Source organism: Streptomyces sp. NPDC012510 (assembly GCF_042955065.1).
GTDB lineage: Bacteria > Actinomycetota > Actinomycetes > Streptomycetales > Streptomycetaceae > Streptomyces.
Window position 1 is genome coordinate 73252 of record NZ_JBIBEN010000013.1, and the last position, 25015, is coordinate 98266.

Here is a 25015-nt window from a genome sequence, read left to right on the forward strand (position 1 = left end):
GCTGCACGGGTTGCGCGGGTTGCGCGGGTTGCGCGGGTTGCGCGGGCGAGGCGGGCGTGGCGGGCGAGGCGGGCGTGGCGGGCGAGGCGGGTTCTCGCCCCCGCCGCCCTTACCCGTTCCCGTCGCCGCGCCCCTCCCCAGGGGCGCGGGGAACTGCGCGAACGGGGTCCGGGGCGGAGCCCCGAGGGACGGGACGGGACGGGGCGGCGGGGGCGGGACCATGCGCGGCCGATGAGGGCGTGGCGGCGGGCCGTCGGGCCCGTCCGGGTTCGCTGACGACGGGTTCGCCGACCGCGTACCGAGCGAGGGCCGGCCGCGGTACGACGCCCCGTTCGGTGCGCTCGGCCAGTCCCAGCGCCACCAGCTTGGTCAGCGCCCGCTCGACGAGTTCGGGCTCGGCTCCCGGTTCCCTCGCCGACTTGGACCAGAACCCGCCGTGCTCCACGGCCAGTTGCCGTACGAGGGCCGCCAGCTCCGCCGGTTGGACGGGCCCGTCCGCCCGTGCCAGGTGCCCCGCCAGCAGCAGGGTGATGTGCCCGTGGGTGCCCTGTTCCGGCATGCGCACGTCCGTGACGTCGTCCAGCGGGTCGACCATGGCGATGCCCTCGGCCCGGACCTCCGGGACGAGTCCCGTCAGCTCGTTGATGCGGGCGGTGATGAAGCCGCGCTGCCGGGTGAGGTAGGCCAGTTCCTCGTCTGCCAGGTCGTCGTAGTACAGCACCGGGTCGTCCAGGAGGATGCGGGTCAGCTTCCAGCGGACCGCCCGGAACCTGAGCTCGTCGCTGTCGAGGGCGGTCCAGGCGGTCATCTCCACCAGGCGCTCCTCGAAGCCCTCGGCCTCGACCATGGACGGGCCCCGCAGGGACGCCGGCATCCCGGCCAGCACGCGCCGCCGCACGTCGTACAGCACGTCGCCCGATCCGCTGACGTAGGCGTCCTCGTCGCCGGCCACCCGCCGCAGCACCCCGAGCCGCAGCAGCAGGCGGACGACGGCCGCGAGGTCGAGGCGCTCGTCGCGCCGCTCCAGAGTGAACGTGATCCCGGCGGCGACGAGTTCCGGATCGGCGGCGGCCAGGACGACCTGCTCGGCGAGGCGTCCGAGCGCCACCTGCGACTCGCCCCGTTCCAGCGCGGCCAGGGCCAGGCAGAGAAGGACGTAGCGGCGGCGGGTGAAGGGCAGGGCGCTGCGGCCGGCCTCGCGCGCTGGGTGCGTGGCGTCGGTGAGGGTGCCCGGCGTCTTACGCAGCCGTGCGGCGTCGGCGTCCGTGCGCAGTGTCCAGCCGACGTTGCGTTCGAACCACTCCCGCAGCTCGGCGGTGTGCCGACGCACCAGGCGGAACTCGTCGGCGTACGGTCCGTCGGCAGTGAGCAACGGCTCCTTCAGCAGAGCGCGTGCGGCCTTCTGGAGGTCGGCCTGCCGCTGGCCGTCGAGGACCTCGGCGAGGAATCCGCTCATCGGTCCTCCGTGAGCTGGGCAGCGGTGTCCCGTCGCGGGACGGGGACGGGGACGAGGTCGGGGTCGGGGACGGGGTCGGGGACGGGACCGGGACCGGGACCGGGGGCAGGGACGGAAACGGGTGCCGATGCCTGTGCCGGTGCCTGCACCGGTGCCGGTGCCGGTGCCTGTGCCGGTGCGGCGCGGTCGCCGTGTCCCGACGTGAGGTCGACGATGTGGATCAGATGGTCGGGACCGCTGAACACCCCGTCGACGGTGTGCACTTCGGCCGTCGATCCGTCGTCGAGGGCGGTCAACCGGATCTCCATCGATCCGTCCCCACTGGTGGCCGCGGTGGTCGTCGTGCCCGGCCGCCAGGTGGCGAGCGCGTCGCCGAGCAGCCGCAGGAACAGCTGGAAGGCGAGCGGGTCGAGTTCGCCGAGCCGGGACAGCCGCACCGGTCCGCCCGTCACGAGCCGGTCCCTGGCCCGCCTGGTCTCCTCCGACTGCCGGGCGGCGACTTCGGCGAGCCGGCGCTTGGCCTCGCTCCGGTCAGCCACCTTGCGCGGCTTGCCACGCCGCTCGTAACTGCCCGTCCGGCGCAACTGGGGGCTGATCCGCAGCGGTCGCGCCTCGCTCCACGGGGTGGAGGCCGGCTCCGGGGAGGCCGTCCGCTCGGCGAGGGTCTCGGCGTCGACGGTGAGGTGCCGGGCGGAGTGCAGCCCGAAGGCGACCCGCCACAGCCGGTGCCGCGCCGCGTCGTCCGGCGCCTGGGCGAACCAGCGCGCCAGGGTACGGAAGTCGGCCGAGCGGTCCGAGCGTCCGGCCCGCCGCTCATTGAGCTGCCGTACGACGGCCAGGAGCTGCGGGATCGAGCCCAGCGCCCGCCCGCGCAGCAGCCTGGCCTGCGACTCCCGTCCCTCCCCCGACACGAACCACTCGGCGAGCCCGGACCACCGCGCGACCCACCTCTGGTACGCCACCGCCTCCGCCCGCTCGGCCTCCTCGGGAGCGGCGTCGGCGGCCTCGCGTGCGGCGGCGAGCCGCAGCAGCGGACCGACCCGCTCCTGCTCCTCCAGCTCCCCGATCAGCAGGGCGATCCGCCCGCCGAGGGTGATGAGGTCCTGGATGAAACGCTCCAGGTACTGGATCAGCCGGTCCTTGTAGGCGAGGAACGCCTCGACCTCGATGTCGTGCAGGTCGATGGTGCGCTGCAGTGAGCCCATGAAGGCACGGGCGTTGTCGGCGAGATCGGTGAACCGCGCCGTCAGCACGGACAGGGCCACGTACGTCTTGGCCGGGTCGGGCTCGTCCTCCGCGGCGATCACCAAAAGCGCCCGAAGCTGCGTGACGATGTCGTGCAGCGCGACCGCCTGGAGTTCCCCGCGCCGGCCCAGCACCTCGTCGTACGTCCCCAGCGCCGCCTCGGCCGCCTCACCGGCCCGGGTGAGCTGGTAGATGAACCGCCTGCGGTAGAAGTCCTCGACCGCCGTCACCCGCGCGTGGTCCGGGTCGGCCCGCAGGTTGCCCCACTCCACGAGCTTGTCCAGCGCCTGCGTCACCGCTTCGAGCTCGGCGGGCCGGCTCCCCGCGTCCAGAGCGGCGTACACGTCCTCCGGCCGCAGATGCACCGCGAACCGCTCCTTGGCAGCGAGGAAGGCCCGCATGACCTGGCGGTAGAGAGGGGCGTTGGGGGCGGTGAGGTGGGCGAAGGGGGTGTAGTCGCTGGAGGTCATCTCGCCACATTCTTCCACCGCGGTCACGGGCTCACGTCTGGGTTGTGCACACCCACTCCGCCCAGACGGTCTTGCCCGGGCCCGGGCCCCCGGGCCCCCGGGCCGAAGGTGCCGGCCCCAGCGGGTGGCGAGCGCCGCCCAGCGGGTGGCGAGCGCCGTGCCGAGAAGCAGCCCCCGGCCGCCGGTGTCCTGTGAGCCGGGGGCGGGCAGCGCTTCCGATTCGTGCGGCGTGCGTTCGGTACGGGTGTCGGTGACCTCGATCCTGACCGTGCGGGCCGGTGCGCTCACGTGCAGAAGCAGATGGCCGTAGGGAGCCACCCGGCGGCGGTCCCGCCCACGATACGAGCCCGGCCGATTCCCCCCGGTGTTCCCGCTGGACGACGGTCGTGGGCCCGCTGTCCGTCACCGCGGCACGGCGGTGACCGTGCGGGCCCTGCCTGCGGTGAGGGCGACCGCGATCTGGACGGCGCAGGTGATCAGCAGGACGGTCAGAGGCCAGGTCCAGGTGCCGGCGACGTCGTGCAGCGCGCCCGCGCCCAGGGGGCCCAGGACGCCGATCAGGTAGCCGATGCCCTGGCCCATGGCGGAGAGGGCGGCGGTCGTCGGGGCGTCCGGCGAGCGCAGGGCGAACAGGCTGAGCGCGAGGGCGAATCCGGCGCCGAGACCGACACCGAGGACGGCGACCGACAGCCAGAGCAGGGCCTTCGGCCCCAGTACGACCCCGACGAGGCCGCACGCCGTCAGACAGGCGACGGTCACCCCGGCCGGCCGCTGGTCCGCGAGGCGCCGCCCGGCGGCGGCCAGCACCCAGGCGCCCAGTACGCCCACGGCGTTGCACAGGGACAGGGCGAGCCCGGCGGATGTCGCGCTCAGGCCGCGGTCCTGCCAGATGGTCGGCAGCCAGCCGAAGACGGTGTAGGACAGGAGCGCCTGCGCGCCGAAGAACACGGTCACCTGCCAGGCCAGGGAGTTGCGCCACAGCCCCGAAGGCCGCCCGCCGGAGTCCGGTGCCGGGGTCTCCCGCACCACCGGGGTCTCCTTGACGCGCGGCTCCCGGCCGAGGGCGAACAGCACCACCACGGCCGTCAGCACCGAGAGCGGGACGACGAGGATCAGCAGCGGTGTCCGCCAGGACGAACCGGTCGCCTCGGCGAGCGGTACCGCCACCGCCGGGCCACCCGCGGCGCCGAAGGTGAGGGCACTGGAGTAGAGCGCGGACATCCTCGGCACGGACTGCGGGAACCGTCGCTTGATGAGGCCCGGTATCAGCACGTTGGCGATGCCGATCGGCGCCGCGACCAGCACGGTTCCCACGAACAGCGCGCCGGGCGAGGTGCCGCCGCGCACAAACGCGCCGACGGTCAGGACGACGAGGGCGAGCGTGAGCAGGGCTCGTAGGGAGTAGCGGCGGCCGAGCCTCGGGGCGACGAACGCGAAAAGGCCAAGACACAGCACCGGAAGGGAAGTGAGGACGCCCATCGCCGTTTCGCCGAGACGCAGGTCGGCCTGCAGGGGGTTGAGCAGCGGGGCGACGGAGGTGATGGGCGACCGGAGGTTGAGCGCGAGCAGGATCAGGGTGACGAGCAGCAAAGGCCCTCCGCGGGAGGGAGACGGAGGGGCGGAGGCACGGTCCGCTTCGCATGAGGAGGCGGGGGAGTCGAGAGACATGGAAACCTTCCGATCTGGGTGTGGGCATCGACATCGCAATGGCGATGCACGCCGTACTGAAGCAATGTGTGGGTGCGTCGGGCCTCAGCGGGCGGACGGGGAGAGCGCCCCCCTCGCACCGCACTGGAAAGCAGCCCCTGTGCCCCGCAGCCCGACCGCCCCCTCCACCGCGCGGCCGGCCGGAAGAAGGACCCGCGGATCGACCGGGCCGTGCTGCGCGCCACGCTCGGACCACAGGAAGAGATCGGGTACGCGGGGACCACCATCAGCCAGGCCGCGTCCGGGTGGGGGTCTACCGGCCCGCGATCTCCCGTCGCCGGCCGTCGAAGCAGCACCCGGTCGCGCAGGCGGTCGCCCCGGCGCTGGGCCGGGAGCCCACGCCCGACACCGGCGCGCTGCGGACCGACCTCCTCACCGGCATCGGGACGCTCGTCGAGGCCTTCACCCCGACGAGCGTGAGCCGGGTGCTGCCCGCCCTGGTCGCCGGCCTCGACGGGTGGCCCGACCTGCGCCAGGAGTCCCTAGGCTCCGTCTTCCAGTCCCCGAGCCTCGACCTGGTCCTGGCCTTCCTGGAACCGCCCTGAGCACACCGCCCGCGCCACCTCGTGGCCCCGCGCGGCACCTTCCTTCGCCGTCTCCCCCGTTCACGAGGCCGGCCGGAGTGTCATCGGGTGAGGGGCACCGTGCAGCGGTGCCATGCCGTTGAGGTGCTGGCCGGGGGCGGGAAGGCTGTCGGTGACGGCGGCGGGGAGGTCGCTGCGGCCGGAGACGGAGAGTTTGCGGTAGACGCGGCTGAGGTGGAGTTCGACGGTGCGCCGGGTGACGTAGAGCCGGTCGGCTATCTCGCGGTTCGTCAGGCCCTCGGCGGCCAGCAGGGCCGTGCGGTACTCCGCCGGGGTGAGGGCGTTCAGGCCGGTTTCCGCGCCGCGCCGGGGGCGGGCGCCGGCCGAGGCGAGGTCGTCGCGCAACGCGTCCACGAGCGCCCAGGCCCCGCACTTCTCGGCGAGGGCGAGGGCCGCGCGGAGTTGTTCGCGGGCGCTGCGTATTTTGCGTCGACGCTGTAACTCGCGGCCCAGGGAGCGCAGGACGCGGGCGTGCTCCAGCCAGGCCCCGGAGCCCTCGAGCAGGCCGGCCGCCTCGTACAGCAGGGAGACGTTCTGCCCGCCCCGAGTGACCTGGGCAAGCGTGTGCAGGGCGACGGCGACGGTGCGGGGGGCGCCCCAGGCGCGGGCCGCATCCAGTTCCTCGCGGGCCAGCCGCTCCGCGGCGGCGGGGTCGCCCGCGTGGGCATGCAGGACAGCGGCGGTCGCGCGCCAGGGGTAGCGGCCGTGGGCGCCGCGCAGAAGCCGCCCGCACTCCTCCAGGTCGGCGAGGGCGGCCTCGGTGTTGCCCAGCGCCGCGTGCAGCCGTCCCCGGTGCAGCAGCAGGTCGGGCAGGGCGGACGCGGGCAGGGAGGCGAGTGCGAGGTCGTCGAGGAGCATCCGGCGCGCCCCGTCGAGGTCGCCGGTCTCCACGAGGACGCCACCGAGCCAGCAGCGGGCCAAGGCGCTACCGAGCCAGGTCCCGGGGGGCCCGTCCGCGAGGGCGGTGCGGGCGGCGCGGGCCGCCTCGCGCAGCCGTCCGGCCCGGTGGCAGCACACTGCCAGGGTGACCTCGGCGAGGGCCGCCATGGTGCGCGCGCCCTCCTGCCGGGCGGTCGCGGCCAGCTCGCGGCAGACGTCCAGCGCCTCGTCGTACTCCCCCGCGTCACACAGCACCTGGGCGAGCAGCAGCCGCAACGGGGTGGTGGGCACGTCCGCCGGCCCGGTGGGTTCACCGAGTCCGAGACGGGCGTACCGGACGGCTTCCTCGCGCCGTCCGCCGTGCTGTCGGACGGCGAGCGCGGACAGCGTCGCCTGGGCACAGCGCACCCAGGGGGTGCGTGCGGGGGCGGAGGCGGGAGCGGGCGCGGACCTGGGGGCGGGCAGCAGAGCGCGGCCCGCTCCGTCGGCCATGGTGAGCACGCCCAGCACACCCAGCACGGCAAAGGCTCCGGTGGTCGGTTCCTGGGCGGGGTCGAGGGGGTCGAGGTGGCCGAAGTCGGCGAGCGCGGCGTGCAGGGTGCGCCGGGCGCCCGTCAGGTCGCCGTCGAGGGCGGTCGCCAGGGCGAGATTGACGAGGGTGACGACGGCGTCGGTGTCGTCGCCACCGCGCGGCCGGCCGAGGGCACGCAGCCGACTGGCGGCGACGGCGGGCGCGTCGGCGGCGAGTTCGACGCGGCTGAGCCGTCGCAGCAGTTCGGACCGGTCGTCCGGGTCGTCCTCCAGGGCGCACCGTTCCTGGAGGAGGCGTGCCTCCTCCAGGTCGTGCCGGGACAGGGCGGCGCAGGCGGAGTCGAACAGCAGCCGGTAGGCCCAGCGTTCGCCGATGCGGGTGGCGCGGCGCAGGTGGTGGACGACCTCGTGCGCGGGGGCGCCCAGGGCGTGCAGGGCGCGGGCCGCCGCCGCGTGCAGCCGGGCGCGTTCGCTGGGCGGCAGGGCGGCGAGGAAGGAGACCGGAACCATCGGCTGGGCGAAGGCGACCCCCTCGCCGCTCTCCTGCAGGACGCCGCAGCGCACGAGGACGTGGAGCATGTCGGCGGCCTCGGCACAGGGGATGCCGACGAGTTCGGCGACCAGGGCCGGGGTGGCGGCTCGGCCGATGACGGCGACGGCGTCCAAGGCCCGGCCGACTCCGGAGAAACGTTCCTCGAAGCGGGCGACGACGGTCTCGGCGACCTCCACCGAGCCGAGGGCCGCGACCTGGTCACAGGTCGGTTCGCCGACCGTGCCGACGCGTCTGAGTTCGCGTAACAGGGCCTGCGTCAGCAACGGGTTGCCGCCGGTGGCCCGGTGGCAGGCGTGCACCAGGCTCTCGGCGACGGGGCGGCCGAAGAAGGAGGCCAGCAGGTAGCCGACGGCGTCCGGGGCCAGGCCGGACAGTACGGTGCACTGGTGGAAGTCGGAGACGACACGGGCGAGGGTGCCCCTCCTGTCTCCCCGCGGCTCCTCCCGGGGCGGGGCCATGCCCGGGGCGAGCGTGCCCACCAGCGCCACCGGCAGCCCCTCGAGACGGGCCATCAGCTGCTCCAGCCTGTGCAGCGAGCTCTGGTCGGCCCAGTGCAGATCGTCCACCGCGAGCAGCAGCGGCTTACGCAGGGCGAGTGAGCCGACAAGTTGGTCGAGCCAGCCCTCGGTGAGTTCACCGGCGAGCGGCGCCCCGGGTCCCGCGGACACCGGAACGCCGTGCATCTGGCGCAGCACGTCGTAGGGCAGGGCGGTGCCGGAGGGCCGGGCGCGCGTGGACATCGTCTCGAATCCGTGGGCACGGGCGGTCCTGACGGCCGCCCGCACCAGGTACGACTTCCCGGACCCGACGCCCCCTTCGATCAGGAGACTGGCTCCCGCGCCGGACGCGGCGGAGGCCAGGACCCTTTGCAAATCGGACACTTCACAGTCGCGGCTGAGCACACGAAACCCCTTATCTCGTCCCGTTGGCCCCGGAAGTGTGGTGGCTCCCGCGCCCCGCGTGACGCCGTACGCGGTCCGGGCGGCGCGGTCAGGTTCAGAGGCTGTCCACGGCTCCGTGGTTGCTGTGCCACTGCGGGGTGGCCACGCCTCTGAGGACGACTTCCACGACGTCCTCCGCCAGGGTCGGCGTGAGCGGCAGGTGGCCGAAGAGCACCCGGTAGTAGGCGGTGGAGGCCAGCATGTCGAGCAGCAGGTCGATGTCGGCGTCGGCGCGGATGTCGCCGCGCCGGATGCCCCGGCGCAGAGCGGCGGCCGTGGCGGCGCGGCGCGGGTGGAACAGCTCGTTGAGGAACTCCGACTCCAGCTCCGGGTCGTCGGCGAGGTCCGCGATCAGCGCGGGCAGCGCGCGGCGTCCGACGGTGGTGGTGAAGGCGTGGCTCAGGGTGCGGATGCCGGCGATGAGGTCGCAGTGGGTGCAGCCGGTGTCGGGGGTGGGTGAGGAACCCATCGTCTGCACGAGCGCGCTGACCACGAGGTGCTGACGGGAGCGCCAGCGGCGGCGCAGGGTCGGCTTGCTGGTGCCGGCGCGGGCAGCGACCGCCTCCAGAGTGAGCCGGCCGTAGCCGACCTCGTTGAGGATCTCCAGCACGGCGCTCCGTACGGCGGTGTCGATGCGTTCGTCGCGCGGGCGGCCTCTCGGGCGCTGTGCCGTGAGCGAGGCGCCGCCTTCCGTGCCCTGTGGTGTGTTCACCATGTCTCCAGTACCTTTACGATTCTGTTCCGCATCGGAAAGTAATTCTCTCACACGAGGTGACCTCATGTCCCAACACATCGACGAGTTACCGGAGGACCTGGACGGGCCCGCGAACGAGCCGGAGAGCGCGCGGCCGAAACGGACGGAGAGCGTCTTCTCCGGCCCGTACCGGGCGCTCAGTCTCGGCGTGATCCTGTCCGTGGGCATGGTCGCGTTCGAGTCCCTCGGGGTCGCCACCGTCCTGCCCGACATCGCCCGGGACCTGGACGGACTCGGTGCCTACGGGTGGGGTCTGTCCGCGCTGATGCTCGCGAACATCATCGGCACCGTGCTCGCCGGGCGGACCGCCGACCTGCGCGGCCCGTGGACCCCGTCGGTAGTCGGCATGACCGTTTTCGCGGCGGGCTGCGCGCTGGCCGGCGCGGCCGGCTCCTGGCCGCTGTTCCTGGCGGGCCGTTTCCTCCAGGGCCTGGGCGTGGGCGCCGTGATGGCCATGGCCTACACGGTCATCGGCCTGGCCTACCCCGAGCACCTGCGGGCGAGGATGTTCGCCCTGCTCTCCTCGGCCTGGACGATCCCGTCGCTGATCGGCCCGGTCCTGGCGGGCACCCTGTCGGACAGCACCACCTGGCGCGCGGTGTTCCTGCTGATGCTGCCGATCGTGGCGGTCGCCGCGCTGCTCGCCCTGCCCGCTCTGCGCCGCCTCGAACGCCCGCAGGGCGAACGGACGGCGACCCCGGCCGAACCGTGGTGGAAGGGCCCGCTGGCCAACTCCGTGCTGCTGACGGTGGGCACCGGCGTGCTGCTCCAGGCGCTGTTGCTGGAGAACCTGATCCTGCTCGTCGTCCTCGCGGTGGCCGGTGCCGCCGTCGCCGTGCCGGCGCTGCGCCGGGTCACCCCCGAGGGGACGCTGACGGCGCGCGCCGGACTGGGCGCCGGTGTGGTGATCCGGGGTCTGCTGTGCGGGGTGTACTTCGGCAGCGAGGCCTATCTGCCGCTGGGCCTGCAGGAGTTGCGCGGGCAGAGCGCGTGGGCGGCCGGACTCGGGCTGTCGGCGGGCGCCATCACCTGGGTGGTGGGTTCGGCCTGGCAGGCAAAGCGGGACGCCACCCCGGGCGGGCGGACCACCAGCGTGACCCTCGGCTTCGCCGTCCTGCTGGCCGGTGTGGGCCTGATCACCCTGTCGATCCTGACCGACGCCCTCCCGGCGTGGTTCGCGGTCGTGGGCTGGGCCATCGGCGGTATCGGCATGGGCGTGGCGTTCAACGCCGCCACCACCGACACGCTGGAGCAGACCCCGGCCGAGCGCCAGGGCGAGATGAGCGGAGCACTCCAGCTCGCGCAGACCCTCGCCACCGGTGTGATCGCCGGTCTCGGCGGCGCGGCCCTCGCTCTCTCTGAGCACTACGACGCGGGCACCCGGGTCGCGCTCGGCTCCCTGTTCGGCTTCACGGCGCTGCTCGCTCTGGTCGGCATCGTGCTCGCCCGGCGTCTGAGGGCCCCGGCCGCCGCCAGGTGACGAGACCCCCGGCCGGGTCGCGGCCCGGCCGAGAGGTGCGCCGTGCCGGGCACCGTACGGCCCGCCAACAGTGCGGGCGGGCCGTACACCGCCCCGAGCTGCCGTCCGGACCCTCCTGGCGGACAGTGCGCGTGTCTCCTTGCCCGTCGCGCGCCCACCGCGCCGAGCGGGACGTCCCGGCGGAACCGCGAAAGCCTCGCCCGGTCACGACGGCCGGGCGAGGCTTTCGCAGTTCCGCCCGTCAGACGGCCGTGCAGTGGAGCATGGTCAGCGGCGGGTTGCCCAGGAAGTCCGCCCAGTACTCCTCGCCCCGCTCGCGCAGGCCCTCCTCCGACACGTGCAACGGCACCCATGTCACGTCGCGGAAACCCGCCCGGGTGAGGCTCTGCTCGTACACCTCGCGGTGCGGATACGAGGTGACGAACTCGACGGGTGGGTCGAGCTGGGCGACGATCCGGACCCTGGGACCGATCGGGCCGTGGGCCACGGGCTCGTACGTGAAGCCGTACTTGGCCATGGACGGACCGTCGAACCGGTAGGCGGGCGCCTGGGTCAGCACGAAGAAGCGGGCGCCGGGTGCCAGGCTGCGGCGTACCGCCCGGCACATGTCCTCCATCTCGGCGGCGTCCTGCGCGTAGTTGAGAAGGTAGACGGCGCTCGCCACGTCGAACGGCCGCTCGGGGACCGGCAGGTCGGTGGCGTCGGCGACCGTGTAGCGCACCCCGAGCGGGGCGCGCTCCTCGATCGCGCGGGCGGCGGCGACCATCTCGGTGGAAACGTCCACGCCGAGCACTTCGGCGGCGCCCAGGCGCTTGATCTGACGGCTGTAGAACCCGGTTCCGCAGGCCAGGTCGAACACCGACTTCCCGCGCACGTCGCCGAGCATCGCGAGGAAGCTCGGGCACTCCGCCCAGCGGGCCATCGGCAGCGACTTGAAACCCTCGTAGGTCTCGCCGATCCCGTCGTACTGCTGCACGCTCATGCCGTGCTCCCTATGAATGTCTGCGGTCCGGCAGGACCGGGTGGGGCGGGCGAAGCGCCGGGCGGGCGCGGGGCGCGGCGCAGCAGGTCGCCCGCGAGGACGGTGCGCCGGCCCTGGTGGGCCACTGCGGCCCTGGCCTGCGGGCTGGGCAGGTCGCCGGCGGTGCGGGAGTACGAAGTGCCGTACGGGTTGCCGCCCGCCGCCTCCACCGCCGGGTCGGTGTAGCCGGGCGGCACGAGCACCGCGCCCGCGTGCAGCAGCACGTGACCGAGGTCGAGGAGGGCCGTCTCGGCGCCCGCGTGCGGCGCCGGGGTGGTGGCGAAGCCACCGGCCGATTTGCCCCACAGCGGGCCCCGGCCGCCGCCCGCGGGCTCCAGCGCCTGGACGAACTCCAGCAGCAGCGCTGCCGGCGCGCCGAGCCGGACGGGCGCCCCGAACAGCACGGCGTCCGCCCACTCGACGTCCTCGACGGCGGCGGGCGGAGCCCACGGCCCCAGCCACTCCGCGTCCCGCACCCCGCTGCCCCGGGCGACGCGCCGCAGCCGCACCCCAGCGCCCACGGCACGCGCGGCCGCAGCCGCCTCCTGCGCGAGAATCCGGGTGGTCGCGTCCTCGCCGTGGTAAACGACGGCGAGCCGGACGGGCCGGGGGACGGTGTCGGGAAGCCCCGCGCGCACGGCGCCCACCCTCGTCACCTCCCGCCCGGGCACCGGCCCGGCGGTGCCCGAGGCAGAGGCCCCCGTGTGAGGGACATGCACGGACCCGACGGGCAGCGGCACGGCCGTCGGCTCCGTGAGCCCGGCCGGCGCGGGCACCACCGTCCGGCGCTCCGGGAGGGCCGCCGGCGCGGGCGGGGACGGCGGGGAGGACACGGGGCGGGCGCGGGCCGTGAGCTCGGCCAGCCGACGGCCGAGGGCACGGGCGGCCGCGCGCTCGGACGGGGCCGGTTCGCCCTGGCTGTTGTCGGCTGCCAGGCCGTACGGCGTACCGCCCGCCGCTCGGGTGACCGGGTCGGCCGGATCGGAGCCGGCGATCCAGCAGCCCCAGTGATACAGGGTGTGGTGCAGCGCGGTCAGAGTCGCCTCCCGGCCTCCGTGGCGCTGGGTGGAGACGGTGATGCCGGTCGCCACCCGGTCGGCGAGCAGACCCTGGGCCCACAGCGGCGAGGTCGACTCCAGGAACCGTTTGAAGGGTGAGGACACCGTGCCGTAGTAGGTGGGGCCGGCCAGTACCAGCCCGTCCGCCCACACCACGTCCTCCGGCTCGGCCACCCGTTCCGGCCACTCCCGGCGGGCGGGTCCGTCCTCCTCGACCCTCAGCAGCTGCACCTCGGCGCCGGTCTCCCGCGCTCCCTCGGCTGCCAGCGCCGCCAGGGTGCGCACGGTCCCGCGTCGGCTGTGGTAGATCACGGCGATCCGGTGGCTCACGGCACGCCCCCTTCCCCGGCACCCGGCAGGTCCCGCGTGCGCAGCAGCAGCCGTACGTCGTCGCCGAGACGGGTCACTTCGCCCAGGCTCAGGCGCAGGCCCGCCATGAGGGTGGGGGCTCCGAAGTCGTCGAGGACGGGGCGGGCGGCGGCGCCCAACAGCAGCGGGGCCACGTAGGCGACGACGCGGTCCAGCAGCCCGTGGGCGACGAAAGACGCGGCGAGGCGGGCGCCGCCCTCCAGCAGGACCGAACGCACGCCTCTCGCCCACAGCTCGTCGAGCAGGACGACGACGTCGAGCGCGCCGTCGGTGACCGGCACCCGCAGCACCTCGTGCCGGTCGTGCAGGGCGGGCTTGGGCGTGTGCGGGCCGGTCACCACGAGGGTGGGCGCCGAGTCGTCGAGCACGCGCGCGTCCGGCGTGATCGAGCCGTCCTTGTCGAGTACGACGCGCAGCGGCGGCCGACCCGGCACGCCGTGTCTGAGGCCCAGGTGCGGGTCGTCGGCGCGCAGGGTCCCGGAGCCGACCAGCACCGCGTCGTGCGCGGCGCGCAGGGCGTGCGCGTCCTGGCGGGACTCCGGGCCGGTGATCCACCGGGAGGTGCCGTCCGGGGCCGCCGACCGGCCGTCCAAGGTGGAGCCGAACTTCCATGTCACGCAGGGCCTTCCGCGGCGTACGGCGGTCAGCCACAGTTCGTTGCCGCGCTCGGCCTCGCCGCGCAGCACGCCGCCGACGACCTCGACCCCGGCCTCCCGCAGGCGCTGGGCGCCGCCCGCCGCGGTCGGGTTGGGGTCCGGCACCGCGTACACGACCCGGGCGACCCCGGCACGCAGCAGCGCCTCGGCGCACGGACCGGTGCGGCCCGTGTGCGCGCACGGCTCCAGCGTGACCATGGCGGTCCCGCCCCGCGCCCGTTCCCCGGCCACGGCCAGCGCCTCGACCTCCGCGTGCGGCTGCCCGGCACCCGGGTGGAACCCCTCCCCCACCACGGTGCCGTCCACGCCGAGGATCACGCAGCCGACAGCGGGATTGGGGCTGGTCCGCCCCAGCGCGGCCCCGGCGATCTCTACGGCACGGCGCATGGCGGCTTCCTCGGCCGGGGACGCGGACCGCGCGACCGGCCCGTCTCCTGTCGTCCGGCCCGTCACGGCGTCTCCGCGAGGCGGAAGCCCATGGCGTAGATGTCGCGTGCGTACCAGCCGTGGCGGCGGCGAGTGCGGGCGAGGTCGCCGAAGCGCGTGAAGCTGCCTCCGCGGGCGATGCGGTAGGAGCCGCGGGTGACGGCGAGGTCGTCGGTGACGGTGCTGCCGCCCGGGTAGGGGAGATAGTCGTCGGCGGTGTACTCCTCGACGTTGCCCGCCATGTCGTACACCCCGAAGGGCGACCGCCCTTTCGGGTACACGCCGATCGGGGTGGTGGCCAGCGGCCCGGACTCGACGGTGTTGGCGTGCTCGGGCTCGAACGCCTCGCCCCAGGGGAATTCCCGTCCCTCGGGTCCGGCGGCGGCGTACTCCCACTCCGCCTCGGTCGGCAGCCGGAAGGCGCGGCCGGTGCGGTCGGCGAGCCATGCGGCGTAGGCATCGGCGGCCTCGGGCGACACCGTCCACACGGGGTGGTTGCCGAGCCCGTCGGGGTAGACGCCGAAGCGCCAGGAGGTCGGCAGTTCGGTGGAGCCGGTGTCCTCCAGGAAGCGCCGGAACTCGGCGTTGGTGACCGGGTGCAGCGCGATGCGGAACGCGGGCAGCTCCGCCTCGTACTCGGGGCATTCCTTGGCGATCCAGTCCTCGATCACCCCGGCGTGCCGCCAGCGCGCGGTGACCCGGCCGACTCCGTCCTCCTGCAGGCCGAGCCGGACGCGGGAGGCGGGGACGTCGGCCATGGGCGGGTCGTCGGGGCGGATGCGCGGGTCGCCGACCAGGCCGAGGCAGGTGCCCGCCGCGTACCGGCGAGCGAAGGACAGCTCGGGGTCCTCGGCGACGGCGACGAGGGTCTCGGCCGGTACGGAGAGCAGGTCGCGGTGGTCGCGCAGCGGCCAGGGGCCGGTACGGGTGACGTAGGAGTCGGGCAGCCCCATCGCGGCCCGGTCGGAGAGGGTGTTGGGGTTGGCCATCACCGGGATGTCGGTCATGGTGTCCTCCCGTCGTGGCTCGGGGCGGGTTTCGCCGGGTCGCATGCGCTCAACAGTGCGGTGGGCACGGCGTCGGCCACCGCGCGGTAGCCGGCGTCATTGAGGTGGATGTGATCGCCCGAGTCGTAGTCGGCGCGCACCCGCTGCGGGTCGGCGGGGTCGCGTACGGCCGCGTCGAAGTCGGCCACGGCGTCGAACTCCGGGGAGGTGCGCAGCGCGGCGTTGAGGGCGGCGCGCTCCGTCTCGGCCTCGGCCGTCCACAGCGGCGAGTCCTTGAAGGGGGTGAGGGTTCCTACGACGACGGGGACACCGCGGTCGTGAAGCCGGCCGGCCAGGGTGCGCAGCCCGGCCAGGACCTCCTCGGCGCTCGCGTAGGGGGCGAGCTGGAGGTCGTTGATGCCTTCGTAGAGGACGGCGGCGCACACCCCGGACTGGTCCAGGACGTCCCGGTCGAGCCGGCCGAGCGCGCTGGTGCCGCGCTGCGGGCGCTCGGTCTCGGTGCCGTCGCGCAGGACGCGGTTGCCGCCGAGGCCCTTGTTGAGGACGCCGATGCCCTTCGTCGCGGGAGCTGCGGCGAGGCGGCGGGCGAAGGCATCGGTCCAGCGGCCGTTGCCGTTCGGGGTGGAGCCGGAGCCGTCGGTCTGCGAGTCGCCCAGCGCGACGACGGTGCCGCGCGTGCCCGCGCCGCGCACGTCGACGCCGGTCAGGAAGAACCAGGAGGTCTCGGCGCGGGTGAAGGCCGCCGCTCCCGGTTCGCCGGTGTGGTCGCCGGGTTCGGACAGGTAGTTGGTCTGCTGGGCCAGCCAGTGCCAGGTGGCAGGGCCGGTCGGCTCGGACAGGTACACGCTCACCAGCAGATCGGCGCCCGCCGGCACGTCGTACGGCAGCGGGTCGCTGACGGTCTGCGACCCGGCGGCCACGGTGGTACCGGAGGCGCCGTCGAACGTGACCGGACGCAGGCTGCCGGGCACGGCCACCGCCGCCCCGGACGACTCGGCCCGTCCCACCGTGACCCGGCCGAGTGCCAGCGGTGCGGTCCCGTGCGCGTTGGACAGCCTGAGCCGCATCTCGTCCCCGCCGATCGAGGTGTGCACGACCATCCGTACGGTGCGGTCCGCGAACCCCGCCTGCGAGACCCCGTCCGGCGCGGCCGGAGCGGGCGCGGTGCCCCAGGCCCCGGCCCACACCCTTTCACCAGGCTGGGCCGCCGCCGACGGGGCGCTGCCCAGCAGGGCCCCGCCCAGCAATGCCCCGGCGACCGCACCGGCGAGCGGCCCACGGCGTTTCCACCGGGCGGGGGCCGGGGCGCCCTGCCCGCGGCTGTCGCTCATCGGTCCTCCGGCCCGGGCGTGGCCGTGCCGGGGTCCTCGCGGGTCGCGGGGGTGCCCGTGGCTCGGTAGGTGCCCACCAGGTAGTGCAGGCCGGCCGTGCTCCGGGGGATCAGCAGGAACTCGACGAGGGTGAAGCCGTACGCGGTGATCAGGCCGGTGAGTTCCTCCTCGGTGAACTCGCGGTACAGGCGCTGCGCACCGTTGGCGTAGAGGCGGCCGGGGCCGTTCGCCGACTCGAAGACGGAGACCGTGAACAGACCGTCGGGGCGCAGGAGTTCACGGACGCGGTTCAGGTAGCGGCGGTAGCCGTCGGGGTGCTGGTGGTGGAGGCACCCGTTGTCGAGGACGGCGTCATACACGGCCGTGCCGGCGAGGTCGGACAGAGAGCGGGTGTCGAAGCGGGCGCGTCCCTCGGTGCGGGCGCTCAGCGCGGCCCACTCCGGGGACTCGACGAGGTCGATGCCGGTGACCCGGCAGCCCGCGTCGGCCAGGATCGCGGCGTCGCGGCCGTGGCCGGTGCCGATGTCGAGGACGTGCGGCGCGTCGGTGCGGTCGCCGAGGGCCCCGAGCAGCACGCGAGGGGCTTCACGCATGGCGTTCTCGTCGGTCCACACGTCACGGCCGTTGACGTAATGGTCCTGGAAGTCGGTGCGCAGCACGTCCGCGTAGGCCGACTCGTCGAGCTGCGGGGCGGATGCGGGGGTGACGGAGTACCGGTCGGCTATCTGGTGGTCGGGCATGCGTGATGAAGTCCTGTCGTATGTCTGCGCGGGGCACGGGGCGTCCGGGGAGGCGGGAGGGGCCGTGCACACGAAGGTGCCGGAGAGGGCGCGCCGCTCCGGCACCTTCGTCTGGGAGGCTGCGGGAAGGGTCACCTTCAGGAGCTCAGGAGAAGGGACGCTTTCGGGAAAGCGGCACGGCCCCGCTCCTGCGGGTGGTTCAGCCGGCGACCGTGTAGACCTGCCCGTCGTACGAACCCGCGACGAAGAGCTTGCGGCCCGCGTCGTAGGCGAGGGAGGAGATGCCCGAGGTGGTGGGCCGGTCGACGACGGTCCAGCGGCCGTCGGCCCGATCGTAGACCGCGACGTGGCCGTCGTAGCTGCCGGTCGCGATCAGGCGGCCGTCGGTGTCGGCGGCGACGCACTTGATGGAGTGCGTGTGCGGCGTGTCCACGACGTCGGCGGTGCGGTCGGGGTTCCAGATCCGCAGTTTCAGGTCGCGGCTGATGCTGGCGAACCAGCCGTCACCGAGGCCCGTGCAGCCGTTGGCGATCTTGTCGTGGGCGTCTTCGACCGTGGCGACCTTCTCCAGCGTGGAGATGCGGCACCAGGTCGCGGAGGCGTCGGCGGCGACGGAGAACAGCAAGTCGCCGGAGACGGCGACATCCTTGACCGCGTTGACGTTCAGCTCCAGGTCCCGGACGTGTTCGACGGTCTCGCCGGTCAGCTTCAGCAGCAGCCCCTCGCCGGTGTAGGCGCCGATCACCGCGTAGCTCTCGCCGTCGCGCTCGAAGGCGACGCCGCAGTTCAGCGGGGAGCGGTGCTGGTACAGCTCGCGGCCGGTGAGCGCGTCGAAGACCTTGCCGAGCTGGCCGCCGGAGAGCACCAGGCCGCCGAGCGGGGTGAGGAAGTTGCACAGGCTGCCGGACTCGGCGACCGGTTCGCCGTCGCGTCGCAGCACGCCCGCGTCGCCGATGGTGAGCGTGGAGCCGCCTCGCTCGGGCAGGACCGCGTTGACGCCTCCGGTGGCCGGCACGACGGCGGTGTCCCAGGTGCGCGCCTGGTAGTCGTAGCCGCGGTAGGTGGCGCCGAAGGTGGCGAAGACCAGGCGGGTGCCGCCCGCGAAGGCGCAGGAGCGGGGCCAGACGTCGTGCGGCAGGGCCGTCGTGTCGCGGGCCTCGGGGGAGCCGGAGGAGACGTCCCACAGCCGCATGGTGCGGTCGTAGGAGAGGCTGACCAGCAGGTGGCGGGAGTCGTCGAGGACGAGGCGCTTGATGCCCGCGTCGTGCGCGGGCACCGTGGTGCGCTCGGTGGGTCCGACGACGATGATCTGGCCCTCGTCGTTGCCGGCGAAGATGGTGCCCGAAGAGGAGATGGCGATGGTGTCGGTCTCCACGCCGTCCATGTCCAGGTCGTCGATCATCCCGCCGGTCGCCAGCGACCAGCGTTTGATGGTGCCGTCGTCGCTGGAGGAGATCAACTCGTCGACGCCGCGGGCCCATTCGACGGAGATGACATCGGCGGTGTGCCCCTCGAAGCGGTACAGCAGTTTGCCGGTGAAGTCGTACACCCGCACCCGGTGGTCCCGGGAGGCGGTGGCGACGAGTTCTTCGGAGGGGTGGAAGACGGACATCTCCACGTCGTCCTCCTGGTCTCCGAGGACCGCGACGAGCCGCAGGTCCGGCACGGTCCACAGGCGGGCGGTGTAGTCGCTGGACGAGGTCAGCAGATGTTTTCCGTCCGGCGCGAACTGGCACTGGTTGGCCAGATGGTCATGGAAGGAGCGGGATACCGCCCTGCCGGTACGCTGGTCCCAGCAGATCACCTGGTTGTCGTAGCCGGCCGTGGCCACGTACTCGTCCCGCCAGGCGGCGATTCCGCTGATGGGTCCACGATGCTGGATCATATGGCTTCTCCCAGAAGTCGGATGGTGTGACCGCCCACCTCGGCCTTTACCCGCAGATAGTTCTCGTTGCGGGCGTTCTGGTGGATGCCCGTGGGAACGACCTCATCCACGGCAATGCCGTAGTTCTCCAACTGCCGGACCTTGTCGGGGTTGTTGGTGCGCAGTCGAATCCTCGGTACGTCGAGGGCGTTCAGCATCTGCGCGGCGACGAGGTAGTCGCGCATGTCGTCCGAGAAGTTCAGCTCCCGATTCGCGGCGAACGTGTCCAGGCCCTGGTCCTGCAGACGGTAGGCGTCGAGTTTGTTGTACAGCCCGATACCGCGCCCTTCCTGGCGGAGATACAGCAGGATTCCCCCCTCCTCGGCGAACTGGTCCACTCCTTCGGCCAGCTGCGGTCCACAGTCGCAACGGGCGGAGCCGAACACATCTCCCGTGAGGCATTCCGAATGCACGCGTACGAGGGGTACGGGGCTCTCGGCCGGGAACACGACGGCGATGTGTTCCCGGCCGTCGGCGAGCCCGGTGAAACTGATCATTTCAGCGGCCCGCCAGGAACCGTCGGTAGTTTGGACCGGCACCTCGACCCGTGTGCGGATCGCGGCCTCCGTTGTAAGCGAACCGGTACTCGGTTGGGGCGTTTTGCCACTGGACGTGCTCAACATTGATGGTCCCTCCGCTGATAACGGCGGGATCACGAAACCACGCTGTCTCCGCTGTGCACAGTACGGATGGACCGAGACACCCTCCGAAACGTTTTCCGGTGGGCACCGAGATGAGAACGTCCACGGCGAACATTCGGACAGCGGACGGCGACAGCGGTCAGCACGCCATTCGAACAGCCGGCGTGGCCAATAACAAGCTCCCAGCACCCCCAGATCGGCCGTTGCACATGACGAAACAATCGACAGAGAACGCCTATTACCCGTCCGTTCGCGCCGCCCGTCTCACCCGTACGCACGAGTAGCGAATCGGCTGGATCCGACTGCCTGCCGGAAAGAACAAGCAACTCTCGAGTAATGGATCGGTGGAGTTATCGCCCGATACTCCGGCGCGCCACCGGATCTCGCCTTCGTACCGTTCGCCGGTAGGTGTGAGCCCGGAGGAGACGGCGGATGCCCGATGGTCGGGGTGGATGTGGGCGATGAGGCCGTGGCCGGAGGCGCCGGAGCCCACCTCTGGGTGGGCGCCCTCCCGATCCCTCTCGAGCCGGGTCTCGCTCATACCCGGCTGGGCGGGAGCCTCCGGCGGATCGTGCCGGGAAGCGTCGCGGCCGAGCCGCCGAGCCTGGTCGCCGGGCAGCACTCCACGGCCGTGAGGGTGCGATATACACGCGGTTGTTGAGCTCCAGCAGGGCCCGCATAGACAGCAGGATCCACATGTGGCACTCGTCACCGTCGGCCAGGGGTGACCCCAGCGTTCACCGGTCAGGTCCTGGCGGGTCAGCACGGCCCGCCGACGAGCGGCTGGGCGACCGGGACGCGCATCTCGACCGGTCTTCGCCCAGGAGGACTTCTCCGCACCGTCCGGTACGGCGAGCCGGACCGGGTCACAATCGTGGGCGAGCGCGAGCCGGTGCCCCCTGGAGACGAGGTCCGTGCACCGCTCGCCCGTGGCGGACCGCATACAGCAGGCGGCCCTCATCCGGACAGGAAGGGCCCCCTGAGCATGGCCGTACCCGCGTACGTCAGCGGCTACGCGGGATCCAGCACGGGCCTCGCGGGCAGCCCACCGTTCTTCTCGCAGCGCAGTTCCTTGCCCATGGCCAGCGAGACGGAGTGGGCCACGGTCGCGTAGGCGTCCTTCAACGCCTTGATGTCACCCTCGGGTTCATGAAATGGATCCCGGTGCTCCACGCCGATGACGACGTGGGCCACTGTCGTCGGGGTGGAGAGCCTGTCGCTCTGGCAGGCGAAATAGATGTACGCCTGGTCCTCTGCTGATGGCGCGCATCGTGTGCTGAGTGCTCATGGTGTCCCACTTTCCCCGAGGGCGTCCGCCTGGAAAATGGCCTGGTGGCCAGCCTTCGATAGGATCGTGCCATGCAGCCTGTGCACAGGGTCGTGGTCCTGGCGCTCGACGGGTTCTACCCCTTCGAACTCGGCATCCCCAGCCGGATCTTCGGCGCAGCCGACGGCCGGTACGAGGTTCTGACCTGCACCGTCGACGGGCATCCGGTGCGCAGCAACGCGGACTTCACCATCACCGCCGAGCACGGCCCCGAGGCCCTGGCCACGGCCGACACCGTGGTCGTCGCGCCCATCTCGCCGTCGCGTGTCACCGCAGAGCTTCCGCACGAGGTCACCGCCGCGCTCAGGTGGATCCGGCCGGGCACGCGCATCGTCTCCATCTGCACCGGCGCCTTCGTGCTCGCCGCGGCCGGGCTCCTGGACGGCCGCAAGGCGACCACGCACTGGCGGCAGGCGGACCGGTTCCGGCGCATGTTCCCGCACATCGCTCTCGACCCCGATGTGCTCTTCGTCGACGACGACCCCATCCTGACCTCGGCCGGAGCCGCCTCCGGCGTCGACGTCTGCCTGCACGTCGTGCGCAAGGACCACGGCAGCCGACTGGCCAACACGGTCGCCCGCCGCTGCGTGGTTCCGCCGTTCCGGGACGGCGGCCAGGCGCAGTACATCGAGCAGCCGGTCCCCGAGAACGAGGCCGCGAGCACGGCCGCCACCCGCGCCTGGGCCCTCGAACGCCTCGGCGAACCGCTGACCCTCGCCGACCTCGCCGCCCACGCCCGGATTGCTGGGCGTACCTGGTCTCGATGGCATCGAGGGCCGCCACGGTGGACACGTCCCAGATGTGCGCGGCGGACAGGTCGATGACGACGTTCTTCGGATCGCCACTGCAGTCGAACTGGCCGACGAGTTTGTTCGAGGAGGCGAAGAACAGCTCGCCAGTGACCCGGACGACGACGGTGGTGCCATGGGGGTCGGCCCCGGCGGTGACCTCAGCGAGGCGGGCACCCGCTTGACAAAGATCACCATGACGGCGACCAGGGCGGCCATCGGGATGTCGGAGACGACCGGCCCGAAGACGATGCACAACGCCATCAGGAACGCGCCGGCCAGGAACGTGGACAGCCGAGTGCGGGCTCCGGAGACCTTCACGTCGTTGATCATCGTCTGGCCGATCATCGCGCAGCCGCCCATGCCGCCGAAGAAGCCGGTGACGATGTTGGCGGCGCCCTGGCCGATGGACTTACGGGTCTTGTTGGAGTGGGTATCGGTGGTCGTCGACCAGCTTCGCGGTCATCAGCGACTCCATCGGGCCGACCAGTGCCGTCGCGAACGCGTACGGGGCGATCATCGTCGTGTCGAGCGTGAATGGCACGTCCGGCGCACCCGGCACCGGCAGGGAGGACGACAGTTCGTCCTTGCCGCCGACGGTCGGCATCGCGATCCCTGCCGCGTCCGTGATCACGGTCAGGATCACGATCGGCGATCAGGTACCCCACGCCGTGCTCACGGTTCAGCGGCGCGATTACGAGCGCCACGGCACCGGTCGACATCCTCGCTTCCGGCGACCCAGTGTGGAGCGCCGGCGGCGGCAGGCCGCGCGCCGCGCTCCGCGTCATCGAGGGCCGGGTCAAGTTCCTCCGCCTGGTCGCCGCCACGGCCTCCGGCTCCCGGCCGGCCTGCGACCGCGGCCGGTGGAGCTCAACGGTTCCCCGGCCGCCCTTCTCTTCGCCGACGGGCGGCTCTGGGGCGTCATCGCGCTGAACCTCGCCCCTGACGGGCGCGTGCGGTCCATCTACAACGTGCTCAACCCTGACCAACTCCGCGCGCTGGTCTGACTCGGTGCCGGGAGGGAGAGCGGGTGCGGGTGCAGTGGCGGGCGGGCGAGGTCAGCCGGTATGCCCGCGGTGACTGCCCGGAAGGAGAGCGTCGGCATGTGCGGGGCGTCGTGGCCCGGTCGCACCGCGGCGCCGGCGGCGCGGCACGCGCAGGGCGCCTGCCAGACACAGCGCCGCACCGAGCGCGAGCCAGATCACCAGGACGGTCACGGCGTGAGCCGCGCCCCGGCCGTCGAAGAAGGCGGTGGAGCGCAGCAACAGGGCGCCTGCGCCGGGCGGCAGCAGTCGGCCGAGCTCACCGGACCAGCCGGGCAGCATCTCGGATGCGGTCGACGTACCCGACAGGGGATTGCCGATGAGCATCATGACGACGGCGCCGAGGCCGAAGCCCGCGTACCCGAGGAGTGACTCCAGGCCGATGATGCTCAGGGAGACGGCGGCGACGGCCAGGGCGACGGCGGCGGAGTTGGCGGCGTAGGAGCCCTCCAGGGAGCCGAGCCAGAACTGCAGGACCGCCGTCACGGCCAGGCCGCCGGTGACCGCGAAGGCGAGCGTGCCGGTGACCTGGCGTGCGATACCGCGGACGAGTCGGGTCAGCACCAGCGCGCTGAGGAGGCCCCCCATGACCAGGGGCAGGGCACCGGCGGCCAGGCCGGCGCCTCGGGGGTCACCGGCCGGCAGGGGCACGAGGTCGCGGACGGGGGCCGTCCCGCTCGGGCTCTGCCCCTTCTCCTGAGCGAATCCGGTCGCGATGCCCTGCAGAGTCTGGGCGACCGCCGGGGCGGCGGCCGAGGCGGTGATGACCTGCGGGGTGCCGGAGCTGATGTCGATCGCCCCGTACACCTCCCGGTCGTGTATCAGCCGTTCGGCGGCCGCGGTGTCGGCGACCTCGGTGATCGCGAAGCCGCCCGGCAACCGCCGGTCGAGGGCCGAGCCGACCCGCTCGACCGCCGCGGGCGGCCCGGCGACGGCGATCGGCACGTCGCGGAGGGACGACCGCACCGACGGCCAGGCGAAGGCCGTGAGCAGTACGCTGACGACCACCGTGAGCAGCGCGACCGCCCCGGCCACCGTCCGCCAGGGCGACGGCGGTGCCGCGGATGCGCGCGGGGCCTGAGTATCCATGGCTCTCCTCGGCCAGAACGTGTATGTGCCGTGGATGGATGGGGTCCGAGCCGACGCCGTCAGCGGGGGGCGAGCGGGGTCCCGGATGTGAGGTGGGTCAGCTTCTCCGGGTTGCGGACGAAGTAGAGCCCGGCGATGCGGGCGTCCTCGACGCGGGCGGCCATGACGCCGTCGAGCTCCCCGCCCACGTACACGGCGAGCGCGGGGCTGCCGTTGACGACGGTGAGTTCCCAGGCGATGGTCTCCTCGACCTTGGCGGAGCCGCCGAGCCAGAAGCGGACGAGCTTCTCGGCGCCGACGACCGGGTGCAGCGCGGCCCGTTTGACGCCGCCGCCGTCGCTGAGCAGGACGACGTCGGGGGCGAGCACGTCGAGGAGGTCCTGCGGGTTCCCGGTCTCGATGGCGCGCCGGAAGGACTCCAGGGCGGCCCGGGCCTCGCTCGCGGAGGCGGTCCTGCGGGGGCGGCGGGCGCCGACGTGCCGTCGGGCGCGGTGCGCGATCTGACGGACGGCGTCGGGGCTCTTGCCGACGGCCTCGGCGATCTCGTCGTACTCGACGTCGAAGACCTCCCTCAGGACGAAGACGGCCCGCTCGGTCGGTGTGAGGCTCTCCAGGACGAGCATCATCGCCATCGACATGCTCTCGGCGAGCTCGACGTCCTCGGCCACGTCCGGGGTGGTGAGCAGCGGCTCGGGCAGCCACTGTCCGACGTAGGACTCGCGGCGGCGCTTCACGGCGCGCAGCCGGTTGAGCGACTGTCGGGTCGTGATCCGGACGAGGTACGCCCGCGGGTCGTCAACCCGCTCCAGTCCGACCCGGACCCAGCGCAGCCAGGTCTCCTGGAGGACGTCCTCGGCGTCGGCGGCCGAGCCGAGCATCTCGTAGGCGACGGTGAAGAGCAGGTTGCGGTGGGCGACGAAGACCTCCGTCGCCGGGTCGGCGGTGTGCTCGGTCATCGCTCGGTCCCCTCCCTCTTCGTATGCCTGGACAGGTCG

20 protein-coding genes and 1 pseudogene are annotated in these 25015 nt (G+C 73.1%); 4 read left to right on the top strand and 17 right to left on the bottom strand.

Annotated features, from left to right (window positions below; genetic code table 11):
- Positions 1 to 109: 109 nt before the first annotated feature.
- The 3 genes from ACFY9I_RS24205 to ACFY9I_RS24215 all read right to left on the bottom strand — a co-directional run bounded on the left by ACFY9I_RS24205 (position 110) and on the right by ACFY9I_RS24215 (position 4761).
- Positions 110 to 1456: a TIGR02678 family protein gene (locus ACFY9I_RS24205; protein WP_391004906.1), complete on the bottom strand. Its 1347-nt coding sequence runs from the start codon at positions 1454 to 1456 to the stop codon at positions 110 to 112.
- On the bottom strand, positions 1453 to 3171 hold the full coding sequence (locus ACFY9I_RS24210; RefSeq protein ID WP_391004907.1) for a TIGR02677 family protein: 1719 nt from the start codon (positions 3169 to 3171) through the stop codon (positions 1453 to 1455). The genes ACFY9I_RS24205 and ACFY9I_RS24210 overlap by 4 nt, the downstream gene beginning before the upstream one ends.
- A 402-nt stretch (positions 3172 to 3573) precedes the next feature.
- A complete protein-coding gene (locus ACFY9I_RS24215; protein ID WP_391004909.1) occupies positions 3574 to 4761 on the bottom strand; it encodes an MFS transporter in 1188 nt (395 codons plus the stop codon).
- A gap of 362 nt (positions 4762 to 5123) precedes the next feature.
- Here ACFY9I_RS24215 and ACFY9I_RS24220 point away from each other — a divergent pair, with 362 nt between their 5' ends.
- Complete coding sequence (locus ACFY9I_RS24220) at positions 5124 to 5423, top strand: hypothetical protein (protein WP_391004910.1); 300 nt, start codon at positions 5124 to 5126, stop codon at positions 5421 to 5423.
- Positions 5424 to 5483: 60 nt separating this feature from the next.
- Here the strand turns inward: ACFY9I_RS24220 and ACFY9I_RS24225 are convergent, their stop codons facing one another.
- Positions 5484 to 8327 carry an AAA family ATPase gene (locus tag ACFY9I_RS24225; RefSeq protein ID WP_391004912.1) on the bottom strand — a complete coding sequence of 948 codons (2844 nt, stop codon included), beginning with the start codon at positions 8325 to 8327 and terminating at the stop codon, positions 5484 to 5486.
- 94 nt (positions 8328 to 8421) lie between these two features.
- A complete protein-coding gene (locus tag ACFY9I_RS24230; protein ID WP_391004914.1) occupies positions 8422 to 9081 on the bottom strand; it encodes a TetR/AcrR family transcriptional regulator C-terminal ligand-binding domain-containing protein in 660 nt (219 codons plus the stop codon).
- Between the two features lie 64 nt (positions 9082 to 9145).
- On the opposite strand from ACFY9I_RS24230, the gene ACFY9I_RS24235 reads away from it, so the two are divergent.
- Entirely contained in the window at positions 9146 to 10600 is a 1455-nt protein-coding gene (locus ACFY9I_RS24235; RefSeq protein WP_391004916.1) for an MFS transporter, read from the top strand.
- A gap of 241 nt (positions 10601 to 10841) precedes the next feature.
- Here the strand turns inward: ACFY9I_RS24235 and ACFY9I_RS24240 are convergent, their stop codons facing one another.
- From ACFY9I_RS24240 to ACFY9I_RS24280, 9 genes are all read right to left on the bottom strand, one after another.
- Entirely contained in the window at positions 10842 to 11582 is a 741-nt protein-coding gene (locus ACFY9I_RS24240; RefSeq protein WP_391004918.1) for a methyltransferase domain-containing protein, read from the bottom strand.
- A complete protein-coding gene (locus ACFY9I_RS24245; RefSeq protein ID WP_391004920.1) occupies positions 11579 to 13009 on the bottom strand; it encodes an NAD(P)H-dependent oxidoreductase in 1431 nt (476 codons plus the stop codon). The genes ACFY9I_RS24240 and ACFY9I_RS24245 overlap by 4 nt, the downstream gene beginning before the upstream one ends.
- A complete protein-coding gene (gene ribD / locus ACFY9I_RS24250; RefSeq protein ID WP_391004922.1) occupies positions 13006 to 14091 on the bottom strand; it encodes a bifunctional diaminohydroxyphosphoribosylaminopyrimidine deaminase/5-amino-6-(5-phosphoribosylamino)uracil reductase RibD in 1086 nt (361 codons plus the stop codon). The genes ACFY9I_RS24245 and ribD overlap by 4 nt, the downstream gene beginning before the upstream one ends.
- A gap of 62 nt (positions 14092 to 14153) precedes the next feature.
- Entirely contained in the window at positions 14154 to 15137 is a 984-nt protein-coding gene (locus ACFY9I_RS24255) for an SUMF1/EgtB/PvdO family nonheme iron enzyme (protein WP_391004923.1), read from the bottom strand.
- Entirely contained in the window at positions 15134 to 16468 is a 1335-nt protein-coding gene (locus ACFY9I_RS24260; protein ID WP_391004925.1) for a GDSL-type esterase/lipase family protein, read from the bottom strand. Before ACFY9I_RS24260 ends, ACFY9I_RS24255 begins: the two co-directional genes overlap by 4 nt.
- Complete coding sequence (locus tag ACFY9I_RS24265) at positions 16465 to 17208, bottom strand: methyltransferase domain-containing protein (protein WP_391004927.1); 744 nt, start codon at positions 17206 to 17208, stop codon at positions 16465 to 16467. The genes ACFY9I_RS24260 and ACFY9I_RS24265 overlap by 4 nt, the downstream gene beginning before the upstream one ends.
- Positions 17209 to 17407: 199 nt before the next feature.
- Positions 17408 to 19093: a WD40 repeat domain-containing protein gene (locus tag ACFY9I_RS24270; RefSeq protein WP_391004928.1), complete on the bottom strand. Its 1686-nt coding sequence runs from the start codon at positions 19091 to 19093 to the stop codon at positions 17408 to 17410.
- A complete protein-coding gene (gene ribA / locus ACFY9I_RS24275; protein ID WP_391004930.1) occupies positions 19090 to 19755 on the bottom strand; it encodes a GTP cyclohydrolase II RibA in 666 nt (221 codons plus the stop codon). The genes ACFY9I_RS24270 and ribA overlap by 4 nt, the downstream gene beginning before the upstream one ends.
- Before the next feature lie 1029 nt (positions 19756 to 20784).
- Complete coding sequence (locus tag ACFY9I_RS24280) at positions 20785 to 20967, bottom strand: hypothetical protein (RefSeq protein WP_391004932.1); 183 nt, start codon at positions 20965 to 20967, stop codon at positions 20785 to 20787.
- Between the two features lie 165 nt (positions 20968 to 21132).
- On the opposite strand from ACFY9I_RS24280, the gene ACFY9I_RS24285 reads away from it, so the two are divergent.
- Positions 21133 to 21924 carry a DJ-1/PfpI family protein gene (locus ACFY9I_RS24285; RefSeq protein WP_391004934.1) on the top strand — a complete coding sequence of 264 codons (792 nt, stop codon included), beginning with the start codon at positions 21133 to 21135 and terminating at the stop codon, positions 21922 to 21924.
- Here ACFY9I_RS24285 and ACFY9I_RS24290 read toward each other — a convergent pair.
- Positions 21842 to 22537, bottom strand: a pseudogene (locus ACFY9I_RS24290) (SulP family inorganic anion transporter); the annotation flags it as partial. The gene ACFY9I_RS24285 and the pseudogene ACFY9I_RS24290 overlap by 83 nt on opposite strands.
- 214 nt (positions 22538 to 22751) lie before the next feature.
- On the opposite strand from ACFY9I_RS24290, the gene ACFY9I_RS24295 reads away from it, so the two are divergent.
- The gene (locus ACFY9I_RS24295; RefSeq protein WP_391005201.1) at positions 22752 to 22895 is read left to right on the top strand and encodes a hypothetical protein; all 144 of its coding nucleotides are present in this window, start codon (positions 22752 to 22754) and stop codon (positions 22893 to 22895) included.
- Positions 22896 to 22946: 51 nt separating this feature from the next.
- Here ACFY9I_RS24295 and ACFY9I_RS24300 read toward each other — a convergent pair whose 3' ends face one another.
- Both ACFY9I_RS24300 and ACFY9I_RS24305 read right to left on the bottom strand, forming a co-directional pair.
- On the bottom strand, positions 22947 to 24020 hold the full coding sequence (locus ACFY9I_RS24300; RefSeq protein ID WP_391004936.1) for a hypothetical protein: 1074 nt from the start codon (positions 24018 to 24020) through the stop codon (positions 22947 to 22949).
- Between the two features lie 59 nt (positions 24021 to 24079).
- Positions 24080 to 24976: an RNA polymerase sigma-70 factor gene (locus tag ACFY9I_RS24305; RefSeq protein ID WP_391004938.1), complete on the bottom strand. Its 897-nt coding sequence runs from the start codon at positions 24974 to 24976 to the stop codon at positions 24080 to 24082.
- Between the last annotated feature and the right edge of the window lie 39 nt (positions 24977 to 25015).

Bases quoted from the DNA above. Each gene is read 5' to 3' on its own strand.
- ACFY9I_RS24205 (WP_391004906.1), bottom strand. From the start codon at position 1,456: ATGAGCGGATTCCTCGCCGAGGTCCTCGACGGCCAGCGGCAGGCCGAC.
- ACFY9I_RS24210 (WP_391004907.1), bottom strand. From the start codon at position 3,171: ATGACCTCCAGCGACTACACCCCCTTCGCCCACCTCACCGCCCCCAAC.
- ACFY9I_RS24230 (WP_391004914.1), bottom strand. From the start codon at position 9,081: ATGGTGAACACACCACAGGGCACGGAAGGCGGCGCCTCGCTCACGGCA.
- ACFY9I_RS24235 (WP_391004916.1), top strand. From the start codon at position 9,146: ATGTCCCAACACATCGACGAGTTACCGGAGGACCTGGACGGGCCCGCG.
- ACFY9I_RS24240 (WP_391004918.1), bottom strand. From the start codon at position 11,582: ATGAGCGTGCAGCAGTACGACGGGATCGGCGAGACCTACGAGGGTTTC.
- ribD (WP_391004922.1), bottom strand. From the start codon at position 14,091: ATGCGCCGTGCCGTAGAGATCGCCGGGGCCGCGCTGGGGCGGACCAGC.
- ACFY9I_RS24255 (WP_391004923.1), bottom strand. From the start codon at position 15,137: ATGACCGACATCCCGGTGATGGCCAACCCCAACACCCTCTCCGACCGG.
- ACFY9I_RS24260 (WP_391004925.1), bottom strand. From the start codon at position 16,468: ATGAGCGACAGCCGCGGGCAGGGCGCCCCGGCCCCCGCCCGGTGGAAA.
- ACFY9I_RS24265 (WP_391004927.1), bottom strand. From the start codon at position 17,208: ATGCCCGACCACCAGATAGCCGACCGGTACTCCGTCACCCCCGCATCC.
- ACFY9I_RS24270 (WP_391004928.1), bottom strand. From the start codon at position 19,093: ATGATCCAGCATCGTGGACCCATCAGCGGAATCGCCGCCTGGCGGGAC.
- ribA (WP_391004930.1), bottom strand. From the start codon at position 19,755: ATGTTGAGCACGTCCAGTGGCAAAACGCCCCAACCGAGTACCGGTTCG.
- ACFY9I_RS24285 (WP_391004934.1), top strand. From the start codon at position 21,133: ATGCAGCCTGTGCACAGGGTCGTGGTCCTGGCGCTCGACGGGTTCTAC.
- ACFY9I_RS24300 (WP_391004936.1), bottom strand. From the start codon at position 24,020: ATGGATACTCAGGCCCCGCGCGCATCCGCGGCACCGCCGTCGCCCTGG.
- ACFY9I_RS24305 (WP_391004938.1), bottom strand. From the start codon at position 24,976: ATGACCGAGCACACCGCCGACCCGGCGACGGAGGTCTTCGTCGCCCAC.